Raw genomic sequence first — 13,567 nt, 5'->3', positions numbered from 1 at the left:
GGGTCAGTGCTGCCAGACCCTGACGTAGTCGACCATCATGTCGGCCGGAACCACGTTGGTCGCACTGTGGCTCGGGTTGATGGCGTTGTTGAGGATCAGATACATCGGGGCCGAGGTGATCCCGGAAGTGATCTGACCGACCTGCTTGCCGTCGTAGTAGTACGTGACCGAGCCCGGCTTCCATTCGGCGCCGAACGTGTGCCATCCGCCGGAGTAGGTGCCCGAAGCACACGCTCCCGGACCGCCCGCCGTGGAATGGAAGTGATAGCAGGCCGAGCCGCCCAGCCCTTCCAGCACGTCCATCTCGCCATCGGTCGGCCAGTTCTGCCCGTCCGCCCAGAAGGACGGCCAGTTGGCCATCTGCGACCCGGACGACGGCGTATAGATACGCGCCTCGAAAGCACCGTAGGTGAACTGCGCCTTGCCGTTGGTCGTCACCAGACCGGAAACGTTGGGATACGTCTTCCCGCCGACGGTCGTCGACTGCGCGGCGAGCTTGAGGTGAAGGGATCCGTTGCTGACGCTGACCTGCGACGGTGAATACGCCGACCCTTCAGCGGTGTTCGGCGGCTTGGTGGTGCAGCCGGAACAACCGAACCAGTTCGCATTCCACTTCGAGCTGTCCAGACTCGAGCCGTTGAATTCGTCGCTGAACACCTGGTGCCACGTGCCGCCGATGCCGACCGGCACGGCGCCGCCCGTGGACGGCGCGGAGGACGTCGCGCTGGGGGTCGGCGTCGATGTCGGCGTGGGGGACGCGGTGGGCGTGGCCGGGGCGGTGGGAGCCGACGCCGAGGGCGTCGGGGTGGCCGTCGGCGTCGTGCTGGAGCCGGTGCCGGAGGTGAGGGACTTCACCGGCGAGAGACTGTGCCAGCTGTCGCGGTACTTGTACGCCACGTAATAGGTATAAGTGCCCGCGGGGAATGCCCTCGCGCCCGAGGTGTACGTGGTGGGTTGCGCTCCGACCGTGGGCGCGATGGCTCCGGGAAAGTCGTAGTTGGCACCCTTGGCCGATCGCACGGCGACAGTGAGCGCCTGCAACCTGACCGCCCTGGCGCTGTGCACGGTGGCAGTGGCTTTGAGCTGTCCGTTCGAGGCCGATGACACGGACAGGGAATCCACCACGACATTGGTGGTGGCTGCTTCCGCCCGGTTCGTTTGCGTGAGGACGCCCGCGGCGACCGCGGCAGTGGCGAGCGCGAGCACTCCCAGCTTTGTGCGCGCCCCGCGGGGGCGGCGGTGGCGCGGAATACCAGCTGTGTAATTCATTGGCATGTACGCGTGACCTTTCACCCCCCTTGCGACACCTGAACCATGCTCAACAGATGAGAAATGGTGGACTGACCGGTGATGGACTCTGCGCGAGGCGCCTCTTATCCGCAAGTGCCGGGGCGCCGTCGAAACACCGTTAAACCGCTGGGAAATTCTTGTCGCGCAGTCGAGTTGGCCCTGTCGGTCCGGACCGAGTGACGTCCGCCACGTCGCGGATATTTCGGGCATACGTGCTGAATCGCAAAGCCCGGAGTGAGCCTGACGCACAGTCAGTTCATGCGGTCCCCGCGCTTCACGGGGAGTGCGTATGCCACGATTGACGGCATTCGCGGCATACCGTCCGGTTGCTCGGTCCGCCGAGCTGAACGGATGCACCATTGAGGGGTGGGATCACCTGAAATCGAACCGGACGCGTGCGCCGACGGTCATCGATTCGACGCCGCGGATGCCGCAGTCGTGGTGGTGGGCCCGGACGGTCTCGTGCGGCACTGGAGCGGTGGCGCCGAGGCGCTGTTCGGCTACGCGGCGACGGACGTGACGGCACGCCCGGTCACGGAAGTGCTGGCGATCCCGTGGGACGAGCACGGGATGGCGGCTGAGCGGCGCTTCGGAGTCGGCTGGGCGGGCTCGCTCACCGTGCGGCACCGCGACGGTCACCGTCTGGAGATCAGGGCGCAGATCTGCCCGCTGGGCCCCGATCGCACGGCCGGTTGGCTCGTCGTGGCCACCGACCCCGCCGTTTCACAGGTGCGGGAGCGCGAGCACGCGATCCTGAGCGCACTGTTCACCCAGTCGCCGATCGGGTTGGCCGTCGTGGACCCGCAACTGAGGCTCGCCATGATCAACCCGGCCCTGGAGCGCATGGACGGTGTCCCCGCACGGCTACGGCTGGGACGCGCACTGCGCGACACCGTCCCCGAAGAGGCGGGCCCGATGACGGAAGCCCGCGCCCGGGAGGTGCTGGAGACCGGTGAGCCACAGGTCGTCGTCTCCCATGTCGACCCCCGGGACGCCGCTGCCCATGTGCCGCACGTCTGCTCCCGTTCGTCCTTCAGGCTGCAGGACCCCGCAGGTCACACCGTGGGCCTGGGCCAGGCCGTACTCGATGTCACCGGCTACTACCGTGCGCGACGGCACCTCGCGCTGATCAACGAGGCCGGTGTCCGTATCGGCAGCACGCTGGATCTCGACCGCACCGTCCAGGAACTCGCCGACGTCCTGGTTCCGCGGGTCGCCGACTTCGTCGCCGTCGATCTGTCGAGCGCCGTCGTCCACGGCGAGGAGCTCGACCCGGCGCTCATGGCCGGATCCGCCGAACTGCTCCGGCGCGCCGAGCAGTCCATCCGGGAGGATCGCCCGGAATCCGTGGTCCCTGTGGGGGCGGCGGTCACCTACCCCGAGATGTCGCCCCAGTACCGCTGCGTCGCCACGGGCCGTCCCGTGCTGGACCCCGTCGTGGACCTGACCACTTTCTGGCTGTCCCAGGACGCGGCGCGTTCGGCGAAGCTGCGGGAGGTCGGCATCCACTCCCACATGGTCGTCCCGCTGCGCGCCCGCGGCGTGACCATGGGCGTGGCCACCTTGGTGCGGTGGAAGCATCCTGACGCCTTCGACGCCGACGACCTGCTCCTCGTCGAGGAACTCGCCGCCCGTGCGACCGTCTGCATCGACAACGCCCGGCGCTTCGCACGCGAGCACCACGCGGCCCTGTCCCTCCAGCGCGACCTGCTCCCGAAGGACCTGCCCGCTCCGACGGCCGTGGAGGTCGCCTACCGCTACCTGCCCGCCGACACCTACGCCGGCGTCGGCGGAGACTGGTTCGATGTGCTGCCCCTGTCCGGCACGCGCGTCGGGCTGGTCGTCGGCGATGTCGTCGGCCACGGGCTGAACGCGGCCGCCACCATGGGACGGCTGCGCACCGCCGTACAGACGCTGGCCGATCTGGACCTGCCGCCCGACGAGGTGCTCTCCCACCTCGACGACCTGGTCGGCCACCTCGACGAGGAGGAACCCGCGGGCCGCGACGGCCCGGGGGTGATCGGGGCCACCTGCCTGTACTGCGTGTACGACCCCATCTCCCGCACCGCCGACATAGCGCGCGCGGGACATCCCCCACCGGCCATGGCCCACCCCGACAAAGCCGTCGAGTTCCTCGAGGTACCAGCAGGCCCCCCACTCGGGCTCGGTGGTCTGCCCTTCGAATGCACGCAGGTACCGGTTCCGGACGGAAGCGTCCTCGCCTTCTACACCGACGGCCTCATCACCGCGTCCTCGGACCGGGACATCGACACCGGCTTCACCCGGTTGGCCTTCGCGCTGGCGTATCCCGACCGCCCTCTGGAGGAGATCTGCGACGGCATGGAGCGCCTTCTGCTCCCGGACCGTCCCCGCGACGATGTCGCCTTTCTCGTCGCGCGGCCCCGGCCCCTCAACGAAGCGGACGTCGCGGCCTGGCGCCTGCCCCGCGAACTCACCGCCGTGGCCGAAGCCCGGTCCCGTACCACCCGGCAACTCGCCGCCTGGGATCTGGAAGAGATGGCCTTCACCGCCGAACTCATCGTCAGCGAACTGGTGACCAACGCCATCCGCCACGCGTCCGGCCCGGTCGGCCTCCGCCTCATCCGGGACGTGAACCTGATCCTCGAAGTCTCCGACGGCAGCCACACCAGCCCCCACCTGCGCCGCGCCCACACCCATGACGAAGGCGGACGAGGACTCTTCCTGGTGGCCCAGTGCGCCCAACGCTGGGGAACCCGCTACACGAGGGACGGCAAGACCATCTGGGCCGAACAGCCCCTGCCCGCAAGCGGTCGCGACGGCGGGGCGTAGCAGTGTCCCGGACGCGTCCGTGGCGGCGGTGCCGTGCCCACGCGGCGCAGCGGCCGCTGCCTCAACGGCGGCTGGGCGTCGCTCGACGACGCCGCGTGCGGCTCACGCGACGGCGTCCAAGGCGGGGGTGATGGTGGTGAAGGCCCGGTCGGTGAGTTCGGCCGGGTCCTCGGCGCCGTCGCTGGCGCTCCATCGTTGCAGCACGGTGTCGAACGCGGCGAGTGCCATCCGGGCGGCCAGCCCCGGATAGAGAGCGACGTCCGGGTCGAGGTCCAGGCGCCGCGCCAACTCCGCCGCCACGTCGTCGCACCACTGGTCCTGGCGTTCCAGAAAGCGCGCGCGCAAGGCGGGGGTGCGCAGAATCAACTGGACCACGCGCAGCGCCCGCTCGGAATGTGCGGCGCAGGCGGCCAGGGAGACCCAGACGGCGTGCCGTAGCGCCACGGACGGCGGCTCCGCGACGGGGCGAGCGGCCAGCTCCGCGCGCATGCCGGCTCCCATGTCGGTGAGGAACTGGACGACGACGTCCTCCTTCGAGGCGAAGTGCCGGAAGAAGGTGCGCTTGGACACGCCCGCGGCGGCCGCGATCTCGTCGATCGTGACCGCGTCGAACCCCTTGAGCGCCAGCAGTTGCAGCGCCGCTTCGCTCAGTTCGCTGGAGACGAGCCGGCGCTTTCGCTCGGCCATGGGGAGAGGAGAGGTCACGAGAGCACTCTATCTCGTGCCATGAATGTCATTGAGTGCCATCTTGACACCAAGTGACACCGTTGGCAGTGTGTGTCGCATGAAGAAAGATCAACGATGGACTGCCGACCAGATCCCGGACCAGAGCGCGAGGGTGGCCGTCGTCACGGGGGCCAACAGCGGCCTCGGCCTGGCGACCGCTCGGGCACTCGCCCGCAGGGGTGGCCACGTGATACTCGCGGTGCGGGACGAGGCGAAGGGTCGCCGGGCCGCCGAGGAGATCACCGCCGAGCAGCCCGGCGCCGGCCTGGAGGTACGGCGGCTCGACCTGGCGGATCTCGATGCGGTGCGTGCGTTCGCCGACCGGATACGCGCGGATCACCCGCGGCTGGACGTGCTCGTGAACAACGCCGGGGTGATGGCGCCCCCGCGCTCATTGAGCGCCCAGGGCCACGAGTCGCAGTTCGCCGCCAACCACCTCGGCCACTTCGCGCTCACGGGACTGCTGCTCGACCTCCTGGCCGATGGCGTCGATCCCCGCGTGGTCACGGTGAGTTCGGCCAATCACCGGCAGGGACGCCTCTTTCTCGACGACCTCTCCGGCGAGAAGAAGTACTCCCCCATGGGGTTCTACAACCAGTCGAAGTTCGCCAACGCCGTCTTCGGGTGGGAACTCCACCGGAGGCTGACCGCGGCCGGGAGCCCGATACGCAGTCTGCTCGCTCACCCCGGCTACACCGCCACCAATCTGCAGACGAGCGCGCCGGTCGGCAGGGTGAAGGTGCTGTTCGGCTTCGTCCTCGCCCCGCTCGCCCAACGGCCGGAAAAGGGCGCGCTGCCGCAGCTGTACGCGGCCACCGCCCCCGAGGCGAAGGGCGGTGAGTTCATCGGGCCGGACGGCATCGCCGAACTGCGCGGCCATCCGACGCGGGTGCGGTTGTCCGGCGAGGCGGCCGATCCGGAGACCGGCCGCCGCCTCTGGGAGCTGTCGGAACGCCTCACGCAGGTGCGCTTCCCGTTGCCGTCTCCTTCCGGCCGGCAGTCCCCGTGAAGGTCGGGAATCCGGGTCGGCCGAGAGGAGCGCCCGGAGAGAGGTGGGCCGGTCGGACTCAGGCGGTGGCCACGGTCGCGGGTTCCCTGGTGAGCAGGGTGAAGGCGGAGTCGAGGCAGGCCGCGGTGCGCGCGGGGTCCGGGTCGATCTTGCGGACGATCTGCATGCCCTGGATCAGGGTGATCAGCAGCCGTGCGCCTTCGGCGGGGGTGATGAGCGAGGAGAGCTCGCCGTCGTGTGCGGCGCGTTCGAGCTGCCGGGTGAACGCTTCCTCGGCGATGCGCAGGCTGCGCTGGGCGAGGGCGGCGACGTCCTGGTCGTGGGGGAGGAGCTCGGCGATGCTGTTGACGCTGAAGCATCCGGCGTTCCCGCAGGCCGCGTCGGCGGCCAGCAGCCGGTCCAGGACGCCACGCAGTTGGGCGACGGCCGGTCCTTCCGTGCCCAGCGCGGTGGTCAGCAAGGTGTCCTGGCGGTTGAGGTACCGGGTGAGTGCGCGGATGAAGAGCTGGTGCTTGTCGCCGAAGGCCGCGTAGATCGAGCCGCGACCCAGGCCGAGCTCGCTCACCAGGTCGCTCATCGCCGTGGCCTCGTAGCCCTTGCGCCAGAAGAGCAGCATCGCGCGGTCGAGTATCGCGTCCTCGTCGAACGTCCGGGGTCTGGCCATGGGATCAAAGATAGCAGTATTTGACCTCTCGTTCCAGAACGCGTAAGTTATGGAACGAGAGGTCCGGAACTGCCGTGTCGCGGTCCGTGAGCCCCGAACCACCAGTGCAGATGATTTTTGATCAAGGAGTTCCCATGAAGGCAGCGGTCATCCAGCAGTACGGCCAGGTCGGCGACGTCGTGACGGTCGCCGAGGCGCCGAAGCCCACCGTCGGGCCGCGAGACGTACTCATCGAGGCGCGGGCCGCGGGCGTCAACCCGGTCGACCACCTGATCGTCAAGGGCTACCTGCGGGCCGGGGAGCTCACGCAGCCCGTCGTCATCGGCAACGAGACGGCCGGCGTCGTCGCCGCCGTCGGCGCCGAGGTCACCGGCTTCGCCGTGGGCGACGAGGTCTTCGCCCGGGTCGACCCCCGCGTGGGCGGGGCCTTCGCCGAGTACGTCGCCGTCGACCAGTCGCTGGTCGCCGCCAAGCCCGGGACGCTGTCCTTCGTCGAGGCGGCCTCGCTGCCGCTGGTCGGGCTCACCGCCTGGCAGGCGCTCACCGAGCAGGCCGACGTCGGTCCCGGCACCCGGGTCCTGATCCACGGCGGTGCCGGCGGCGTCGGCTCGGTCGCCGTCCAGCTCGCCAAGCACCTGGGCGCCGAGGTCGTGGCCACCGCGAGCGCCGACAGCGCCGCACTCGTCCGCGACCTGGGGGCCGACCAGGTCATCGACTACCGCGCCGAGCGGTTCGAACAGGTCCTGTCCGACGTCGACGTCGACGTCGTCTTCGACACCGTGGGCGGGCCCGCCCAGGACGCTTCCTTCCAGGTCCTCAAGCCCGGCGGCACCCTGGTGTCGATCCTGCCGATCGCCGACGCGGACGACAAGAAGGCGAAGTGGAACGTCGACGTCCGCACCTTCATGATGCGTCCGCACGGCGAGCAACTGGCCAAGCTGGGCCGCCTGGCCGCCTCCGGCGAACTCCGGCCGCTCGTGGAGACGACCTTCCCGCTGGCCGAGACCGTCGAGGCCCTCCAGAAGGTGGAGCGCGGCGGCGCGCGCGGCAAGACGGTGATCACCATCCCGGCGTGACCGCGGGCATGGGACGACCTCTGCCGCTCGGTGAGGGGGTGCACGCGCTGGTCGAAGGCGCCTCTGCGGAGCACGCGCGCCCCGCGTAGCGGCTCCCTCCTACGGCCGAGTTATCGGCCGGCTCGCGCCGGGAACGGATGCGGGGTCGGCCGGAGCCGGTCGGACGCGTGACGACAGCGGCCAGACGAAAGGCGACGGAGATGGGACTGGGCGGAAAGGTCATCGCGGAACTCCTGCCGGATCACCGCGGGGTGGAGGAACCCTTCGACCGGATCCAGGCCCCGCCGAAGGCTGACGTCTCCGGACGGGGCCGCGCATGAGCCCCAACCCGCGGTATCTGTCCAAGCCGGGTACCAAGACGGCACGTGACCTGATGACGCCCGGCGCCGAGTGCATCGGCGAGCACGAACCGGTGCTGCGGGCCGCGCGGAAGATGGCCGAGCTCGACGTCGGCGCGCTGCCGATCCGCGGCGCGGACGACCGCCTCACGGGGATGCTCACCGACCGCGACATCGTCACCAAGGTCATCGCCGCGGGCAAGGACCCCGCCGGCACCCTGGCCGGGGACCTGGCCCAGGGCGAGGCCGTGACGATCAGCGCCGACGACCCCGCGGACCAGGTCCTGGAGACGATGGCCGCCCACAAGGTCCGCAGGCTGCCCGTCATCGAAGGGCACCGCCTCATCGGCATGATCGCCCAGGCCGACGTGGCGCGAGCACTGCCCGCCCCGCAGGTCGGGCACCTGCTGCACGCCCTGTCCAGTCACTGACCCCGAGCCGGTCCGCGGTCGCGTGGCACGGCGCCTTCGTTGTGGTCCACGCCGGCGCCCCACGACCTTCCCGGTCGCGAGGCGCGGTGTGTGGCGACGATGGGGCTCAGTGCATCCCGACGACCTTCCGCGGGGTGACCCGGACGACCACGCGTGGGGCGTCGTTGACCGAGTCGGGGTTGAACTCGCGGTACATCTTGCCGGTGTACTTCTGTGAGAGCTCGTCGATCAGCTCCTGGCCGCCCTCGGTGGTGAGTTCGGCGGTGCCGCGGATCTCGGCGTACTCGTACGGGGAGTCGAAGCGTTGGAGGAGCACGGTGACGCGGGGGTCGCGACGGAGGTTGGCCTCCTTGCGGCGTCCGACGGTCGTCGAGATCAGCACGTCGTTGCCGTCGCGCTTCACCCAGACCGGGGACACCTGAGGGCTCCCGTCGGGTTGGATGGTGGCGATGTTGACGAAGACGGGGCTGTCGAGCAGCTCCTTGAGCTTGTCACCGAGTACAGCGGACAAGGTGGGTCCCTTCTGGGGGGTATGAGTGATTTCTTCCCTCTTACCTCCATTTACTGCACTTTTGCGGCAACCGCCGAACCGTGGGCGTGGCGCTGTCGGCCTCGGCCCCCGGGCAGGCCGAACCCGGTGCGGCCGCCATCGCCGGCGGATAGCGTCATGCGTACCGGCAAAGGGGGAGCGTGATCATGGCAGGACGTGCGGTTCCGGCCCGCGTGCAGGAGGCGGAGCTTGTCGCGGTCGAGGCGGGATTCCAGCAGAGCTGCACTCCGGAAGTCGGCAGGCTGCTCAGCCTGGCCGCCGCCGCGAAGCCGCACGGGGTCGTCGCGGAGAGCGGCACCGGCTCCGGAGTGGGCACCGCCTGGCTGCACAGTGGCCTCGGCGCCGGAGCCCGCCTCATCACCGTGGAGCGTGATGAGGAGCTGGCCCGTCGAGCGGCCGGCGTCTTCGCCGACGACGACCGTGTCAGCGTCCTCACCGGCGACTGGCACCTCCTTGAGCGCCACGCCCCCTTCGACGTCTTCTTCTGCGACGGCGGAGGCAAGCGCGACGCCCCTGAGCAGGTCGTCGACCTGCTCGCCCCCGGTGGCCTCCTCATCCTGGACGACTTCACGCCCTCCCCTGATTGGCCGCCCCGCTTCGGCGGCGAAGTGGACGAGCTCCGCCTCTTCTACCTCACCCATCCCGCCCTGGAGGCCACCGAAGTCCTCACCACCCCCGCCACCTCAGCACTTGTCGCGACCCGCCGCCCTTAGCCCGTGCCACCAGGAGGACCCCTATGACCGTGACCTTCGGCGCTGTCGTTCTGGGGACGCCGGAACCGGCCGTGCTCGCCGACTTCTACCGTGCGCTGCTCGGATGGGAGGAGGTGGACCGGGAACCGGAGTGGGTGCGGCTGCGGGATCCGGAGCGTGAGCGGCCGGGGCTGAGTTTCCAGTACGAGGCCGATCACGTGCCGCCGGTGTGGCCGCAGCGGCCCGGTGCGCAGCAGATGCAGGCGCACCTCGATCTCCTGGTCGACGACCTTGACGCCGAGACGTCGCGGGCGGTCGCGCTGGGAGCGAGTGTGGAGGCTCATCAGCCTCAGGACGGCGTCCGGGTGCTGCGGGATCCGCACGGCCACATGTTCTGCCTCTTCCTGCCCGGATCCTGACCGCGGCCGACGGTTCAACGCGCCTAGTAGCTGTCGTAGGTGGGCTTGCCCTTGGGCCGGTAGACGCCGACGACGGTGCCGCCCTTCGTCGCCGTGACGCTGACCGGCTCCAGGGAGGTGGGGATCGCCCCGTCGGCGAACAGCCGCTTGCCGGTGCCGATGATCACCGGGTGGATGGTCAGCCGGTACTCGTCGACGAGGTCGTGCCGCATGAGGGTCTGGGCGAGGTCGCCGCTGCCCACGACGTTGATGTTGCCGCCGTCGGACGCCTTGAGCCTGCGTACGGCATCGACGGTGTCGCCCTCCAGCAGATGGGAGTTCTGCCACTGGACGGACGTCAGGGTTCGGGAAGCCACGTACTTGTCCATGCTGTTCATTCGCTGGGTGAACGGGTTGTCGGGATCGGCGTCCGGCCAGTACGAGGCGAAGATGTCGTACGTCTTGCGGCCGAGCAGCATCGCGTCGGAGGGCTCGTACCAACCGAAGATGGCCGCCCCGACCTCGTCGTCGGTCACCGGCTTCTGCCAGCCGCCGTGCTCGAAGCCGCTCTGGGTGTCCTCGTCCGGGCCGCCCGGCGCCTGCATGACGCCGTCCAGGGTCAGGAACGTGCAAACGATGATCTGGCGCACGGTGCGCTCCTTTCGTCGAGGGGTAGACGCCACGACCGCCGGAAACTCATCGGCGGAACGCCGCCGAGAATCCCTCGTGCGGCTGCCGGTCGCCGCTGCCCGCCGGCCGAGCCGATATCCGCGTGCGAAGCCGTGCACGCGCGTGGCACAGTCACCGCCGTGACCTTGATGGATGTCCTCGTCGGTTTCGCCCGCACCGGCCGGATCGGGCCGCTGCACTGCGGAATGCCGCTGACGGAGGCCGTGGACCTCCTCGGTCCGGGGCGTCCGCACCCCGCCATCCTCATGAAGGGGCCCGACATCGACGGGTACCCGTATGCCTGGGACGGACTGGAGCTGGTCGTCACCCAGGGGGCGGTCAGCGGGATCTGGATCAGGCTGTGGCCCGGAAAGACCGCGAACCTGCCGCATCTCGTCCTTCCCGCGTCGGAGTCCTTCGAGGCGGCTGTGCTCCGCGAGGAGCTGGTCATGGCTCTGGACGCCGCGGGCTGTGAGAACCACGTGAACGACGCTCTCACCTTCGGCGAGCAGTCCAGCATCGTCACGCGGCCCGCCGACGTCTGCGCGGTGTTCGGCCTTCCGCGCAGCGGCAACGATGTGCCGCACCGCGACCGCCACTACCTGGACGTGATGCACAAGCACACGCTTTGACGCCGCTGATCACGGGGCCGGGCGCGCGCGGAGCGGGCCGTACGGCCGAAAGTTGAGGACGAACTTCGGAGGGGGCGCTGCGGTTCCCGTACCTCCGGATTCGCCTGCGCTGACACGCCTTAGACGCCGAAAATCGTTGCCGAGTGGGAGTTGATGTGCGGATTTCGTAGGTTGGAGGCTATTGACCTGCGGTTCCGCGAAGGATTGCATATCGGCACCCGGGATCCGCCCATTCCTCGACCACCGCGCCCACGGAGGCCCTCCCGCTCCCGGTATCGGAACCGCACCAGTCGATCGGAACCAGACGTTGACGGACACGCTCAGCGCCCCCCAGGCACTCGCCCCCGCGACCGGCCCCACCCCGCAGAAGCTCAAGCGTTCCATCGGCGTGGTGGGCGGCACGCTCCTCACGCTGTCCTGCGTGACGCCCGCCTCGACGCTTTTCGTCGTCGTGCCCGACCTCTTCGCCACCCTCGGCACCTATACCGCCCTCACCATCGCGATCGGCTCGCTGCTCTGTATCGCGGTGGCGTTCTGCTACTCGGAGCTGGGCACCCTCATCCCCAGCGCCGGCGGCGAGTACGCCATGGTGTCGACGATGGCCGGACGGCTCGCCGGATGGCTGGTGTTCGTCCTGTCGCTGCTGGTGGTGATGATCGTGCCGCCCGTCATCGCGATGGGCACCGCCGACTACCTCTCGCCGATCGCCCATATCCCCTCGCCCGTCGCCGGCGCCGGCGTGATGCTGCTCGCCACGCTGGCCGGTCTGCTCGACCTGCGCGCCAACGCCTGGATCACCGGCATCTTCCTGGTCCTCGAAGTCATCGCCGCCGGTGTCGTGGCGGTGCTCGGGTTCTCCCACAGCCGGCGCGGCGCCTCGGCCGTCCTGCACGGCTCGGTGGCCGGTTCGGGCGGCGCGCCCTCCACGGTGACCGCGATGATGGTGATCTCCGGACTCGCCATCGCCCTCTTCATCACCCAGGGCTTCTCGACCGCCGTGTACCTGTCGGAGGAGCTGGAGGACCCGCGGCGCAACGTGGCCAGGACCGTACTCGCCACGCTCGCCATCTCGACCGCCGTGATCCTGGTGCCCGTTGTCGCCATCACCATGGGCGCCCCCGACCTCGCGGCCCTCACCGGCGGCGACCTCAGCGGCATGGTCGAGGCATGGTCGAACTCCGCCGTCGGCACCTTCATCAGCCTCTGCGTCGCCCTGGCCATCATCAACGCGGGCATCGTCATGGTCATCCAGAACTCCCGGGTCCTGTTCGCCTCCGCCCGCGACAAGGCGTGGCCCGAGCCCGTCAACCGGGGCCTGTCCCGGCTCGGCCGGTTCGGCTCCCCATGGGTGGCCACCCTCGTCGTCGGCGTCCCGGGCGCGGCCCTGTGCTTCGTCAACCTCGACACCCTCTACGGTGTCACCGGCGTCTCCGTCACCGGCATGTACCTGCTGGTCGCCGTCGCGGCCCTGCTCTGCCGACGCGGCGCCCACCAGCACGCCGCGGCCTGGCGCATGCCGCTGTGGCCCGCCGTCCCCGTGCTGCTCATCGTCGTACTCGCCTACATCCTGACCCAGCAGGAGACGGAGTACCTGGTGTGGACCGGCGGCATCACCGCCGTCGCCACCCTGTACTGGGCGCTGTACCTGCGGCCGCGGCGCGAGACCCGCTGGCTGGTCAGCATCCCCGAGGACGCCGAACCCGACGGCGCTGCCTAGAGGTTGGGCCGGTACCCCACGCCAGGCATCTCCCGCCCGCACCACCTCGCCCGGACCGGTAGGGCCCGGGCGAGGTGGTGCGTGATCAGCCGGACTGCGTCTTCCCGCCCAGGGGCGTACGCCGTAGCGACACCTTGCGGTGGCTGATCCGCCAGCCGTCAACGGTGCGCAGGACGGTGTCGTCGTACGAGACGGATCCGCAGGAGCCGTCCGCCTGGACGCCCAGCCCCTTGGAGCGAACCTGCACCCGGCCGTCCGCCGACGCCGTCACGACGACGTTGGTGACGTGATGGGCGACGGGGTTGGCGGCTCCCAGCGCCCATGCCGCCGCCCGGATGGCCTCCACTCCCAGGAGCGGCTCCTGGCCGAAGTCGGTGAGGTCGTACACCGCGTCGGAGGTGAACAACTCCTCCAACCGGTCAAGGCTTCCGTCGTCGACGAGGTGGCCATGCAACGAGATCAGTTCGGTGATGGCCAAGTGGTCTTCAAGAGCGAGTGACACACGCGTCCTCTCCGGCTCGGCCCGGGAGGCCCGGCCGAGCGTCAGTCCGTCGTCGGCACGAC

14 protein-coding genes are annotated in these 13,567 nt (G+C 69.8%); 8 read left to right on the top strand and 6 right to left on the bottom strand.

The window, feature by feature from the left end:
• Window positions 1-3 precede the first annotated feature (3 nt).
• Complete coding sequence (locus AB0M29_RS09775; RefSeq protein ID WP_365381469.1) at window positions 4-1,293, bottom strand: glycoside hydrolase family 16 protein; 1,290 nt, start codon at window positions 1,291-1,293, stop codon at window positions 4-6.
• A 363-nt stretch (window positions 1,294-1,656) separates the two neighbouring features.
• On the opposite strand from AB0M29_RS09775, the gene AB0M29_RS09770 reads away from it, so the two are divergent.
• Entirely contained in the window at window positions 1,657-4,101 is a 2,445-nt protein-coding gene (locus tag AB0M29_RS09770) for a SpoIIE family protein phosphatase (RefSeq protein WP_365381467.1), read from the top strand.
• A 102-nt stretch (window positions 4,102-4,203) separates the two neighbouring features.
• On the opposite strand, the gene AB0M29_RS09765 is transcribed toward AB0M29_RS09770, so the two are convergent.
• Entirely contained in the window at window positions 4,204-4,788 is a 585-nt protein-coding gene (locus tag AB0M29_RS09765; RefSeq protein ID WP_365381581.1) for a TetR family transcriptional regulator, read from the bottom strand.
• Between the two features lie 97 nt (window positions 4,789-4,885).
• Between AB0M29_RS09765 and AB0M29_RS09760 the strand changes: the two genes are divergently transcribed.
• The gene (locus AB0M29_RS09760; protein WP_365381465.1) at window positions 4,886-5,836 is read left to right on the top strand and encodes an oxidoreductase; all 951 of its coding nucleotides are present in this window, start codon (window positions 4,886-4,888) and stop codon (window positions 5,834-5,836) included.
• Window positions 5,837-5,894: 58 nt separating this feature from the next.
• On the opposite strand, the gene AB0M29_RS09755 is transcribed toward AB0M29_RS09760, so the two are convergent.
• Window positions 5,895-6,500 (bottom strand): helix-turn-helix domain-containing protein, encoded by a 606-nt coding sequence (locus AB0M29_RS09755; protein ID WP_365381464.1) that lies wholly within the window; start codon window positions 6,498-6,500, stop codon window positions 5,895-5,897.
• Window positions 6,501-6,634: 134 nt separating this feature from the next.
• On the opposite strand from AB0M29_RS09755, the gene AB0M29_RS09750 reads away from it, so the two are divergent.
• Both AB0M29_RS09750 and AB0M29_RS09745 read left to right on the top strand, forming a co-directional pair.
• Complete coding sequence (locus AB0M29_RS09750; RefSeq protein WP_365381462.1) at window positions 6,635-7,576, top strand: NADP-dependent oxidoreductase; 942 nt, start codon at window positions 6,635-6,637, stop codon at window positions 7,574-7,576.
• Between the two features lie 316 nt (window positions 7,577-7,892).
• Window positions 7,893-8,345 (top strand): CBS domain-containing protein, encoded by a 453-nt coding sequence (locus AB0M29_RS09745; RefSeq protein WP_365381460.1) that lies wholly within the window; start codon window positions 7,893-7,895, stop codon window positions 8,343-8,345.
• Window positions 8,346-8,451: 106 nt separating this feature from the next.
• Here the strand turns inward: AB0M29_RS09745 and AB0M29_RS09740 are convergent, their stop codons facing one another.
• Window positions 8,452-8,856 carry a PPOX class F420-dependent oxidoreductase gene (locus AB0M29_RS09740; RefSeq protein WP_365381459.1) on the bottom strand — a complete coding sequence of 135 codons (405 nt, stop codon included), beginning with the start codon at window positions 8,854-8,856 and terminating at the stop codon, window positions 8,452-8,454.
• A gap of 179 nt (window positions 8,857-9,035) precedes the next feature.
• Here AB0M29_RS09740 and AB0M29_RS09735 point away from each other — a divergent pair, with 179 nt between their 5' ends.
• On the top strand, window positions 9,036-9,608 hold the full coding sequence (locus AB0M29_RS09735; protein ID WP_365381457.1) for a class I SAM-dependent methyltransferase: 573 nt from the start codon (window positions 9,036-9,038) through the stop codon (window positions 9,606-9,608).
• 23 nt (window positions 9,609-9,631) lie between these two features.
• A complete protein-coding gene (locus AB0M29_RS09730; protein WP_365381455.1) occupies window positions 9,632-10,006 on the top strand; it encodes a VOC family protein in 375 nt (124 codons plus the stop codon).
• Between the two features lie 23 nt (window positions 10,007-10,029).
• On the opposite strand, the gene AB0M29_RS09725 is transcribed toward AB0M29_RS09730, so the two are convergent.
• Window positions 10,030-10,635 carry a dihydrofolate reductase family protein gene (locus AB0M29_RS09725; RefSeq protein WP_365381453.1) on the bottom strand — a complete coding sequence of 202 codons (606 nt, stop codon included), beginning with the start codon at window positions 10,633-10,635 and terminating at the stop codon, window positions 10,030-10,032.
• A 159-nt stretch (window positions 10,636-10,794) separates the two neighbouring features.
• Here AB0M29_RS09725 and AB0M29_RS09720 point away from each other — a divergent pair, with 159 nt between their 5' ends.
• Together AB0M29_RS09720 and AB0M29_RS09715 are read left to right on the top strand one after the other, a co-directional pair.
• Complete coding sequence (locus tag AB0M29_RS09720; RefSeq protein ID WP_365381451.1) at window positions 10,795-11,286, top strand: hypothetical protein; 492 nt, start codon at window positions 10,795-10,797, stop codon at window positions 11,284-11,286.
• 307 nt (window positions 11,287-11,593) lie between these two features.
• The gene (locus AB0M29_RS09715; RefSeq protein WP_365381450.1) at window positions 11,594-13,003 is read left to right on the top strand and encodes an APC family permease; all 1,410 of its coding nucleotides are present in this window, start codon (window positions 11,594-11,596) and stop codon (window positions 13,001-13,003) included.
• 85 nt (window positions 13,004-13,088) lie between these two features.
• Here the strand turns inward: AB0M29_RS09715 and AB0M29_RS09710 are convergent, their stop codons facing one another.
• Complete coding sequence (locus tag AB0M29_RS09710) at window positions 13,089-13,505, bottom strand: nuclear transport factor 2 family protein (protein ID WP_365381448.1); 417 nt, start codon at window positions 13,503-13,505, stop codon at window positions 13,089-13,091.
• Window positions 13,506-13,567: the final 62 nt, after the last annotated feature.

Origin of the sequence: Streptomyces sp. NPDC051976, assembly GCF_040680795.1 — a bacterium.
Taxonomy (GTDB): domain Bacteria; phylum Actinomycetota; class Actinomycetes; order Streptomycetales; family Streptomycetaceae; genus Actinacidiphila.
The sequence above is the reverse complement of the archived record's forward strand: the minus strand, read 5'-3'. Positions and strand labels throughout refer to the sequence as shown.

What these genes read in the sequence shown, in the direction of transcription:
- AB0M29_RS09755 (WP_365381464.1), bottom strand. Translation starts at nt 6,500, where the DNA reads ATGGCCAGACCCCGGACGTTCGACGAGGACGCGATACTCGACCGCGCG.
- AB0M29_RS09760 (WP_365381465.1), top strand. Translation starts at nt 4,886, where the DNA reads ATGAAGAAAGATCAACGATGGACTGCCGACCAGATCCCGGACCAGAGC.
- AB0M29_RS09750 (WP_365381462.1), top strand. Translation starts at nt 6,635, where the DNA reads ATGAAGGCAGCGGTCATCCAGCAGTACGGCCAGGTCGGCGACGTCGTG.
- AB0M29_RS09745 (WP_365381460.1), top strand. Translation starts at nt 7,893, where the DNA reads ATGAGCCCCAACCCGCGGTATCTGTCCAAGCCGGGTACCAAGACGGCA.
- AB0M29_RS09730 (WP_365381455.1), top strand. Translation starts at nt 9,632, where the DNA reads ATGACCGTGACCTTCGGCGCTGTCGTTCTGGGGACGCCGGAACCGGCC.
- AB0M29_RS09765 (WP_365381581.1), bottom strand. Translation starts at nt 4,788, where the DNA reads ATGGCCGAGCGAAAGCGCCGGCTCGTCTCCAGCGAACTGAGCGAAGCG.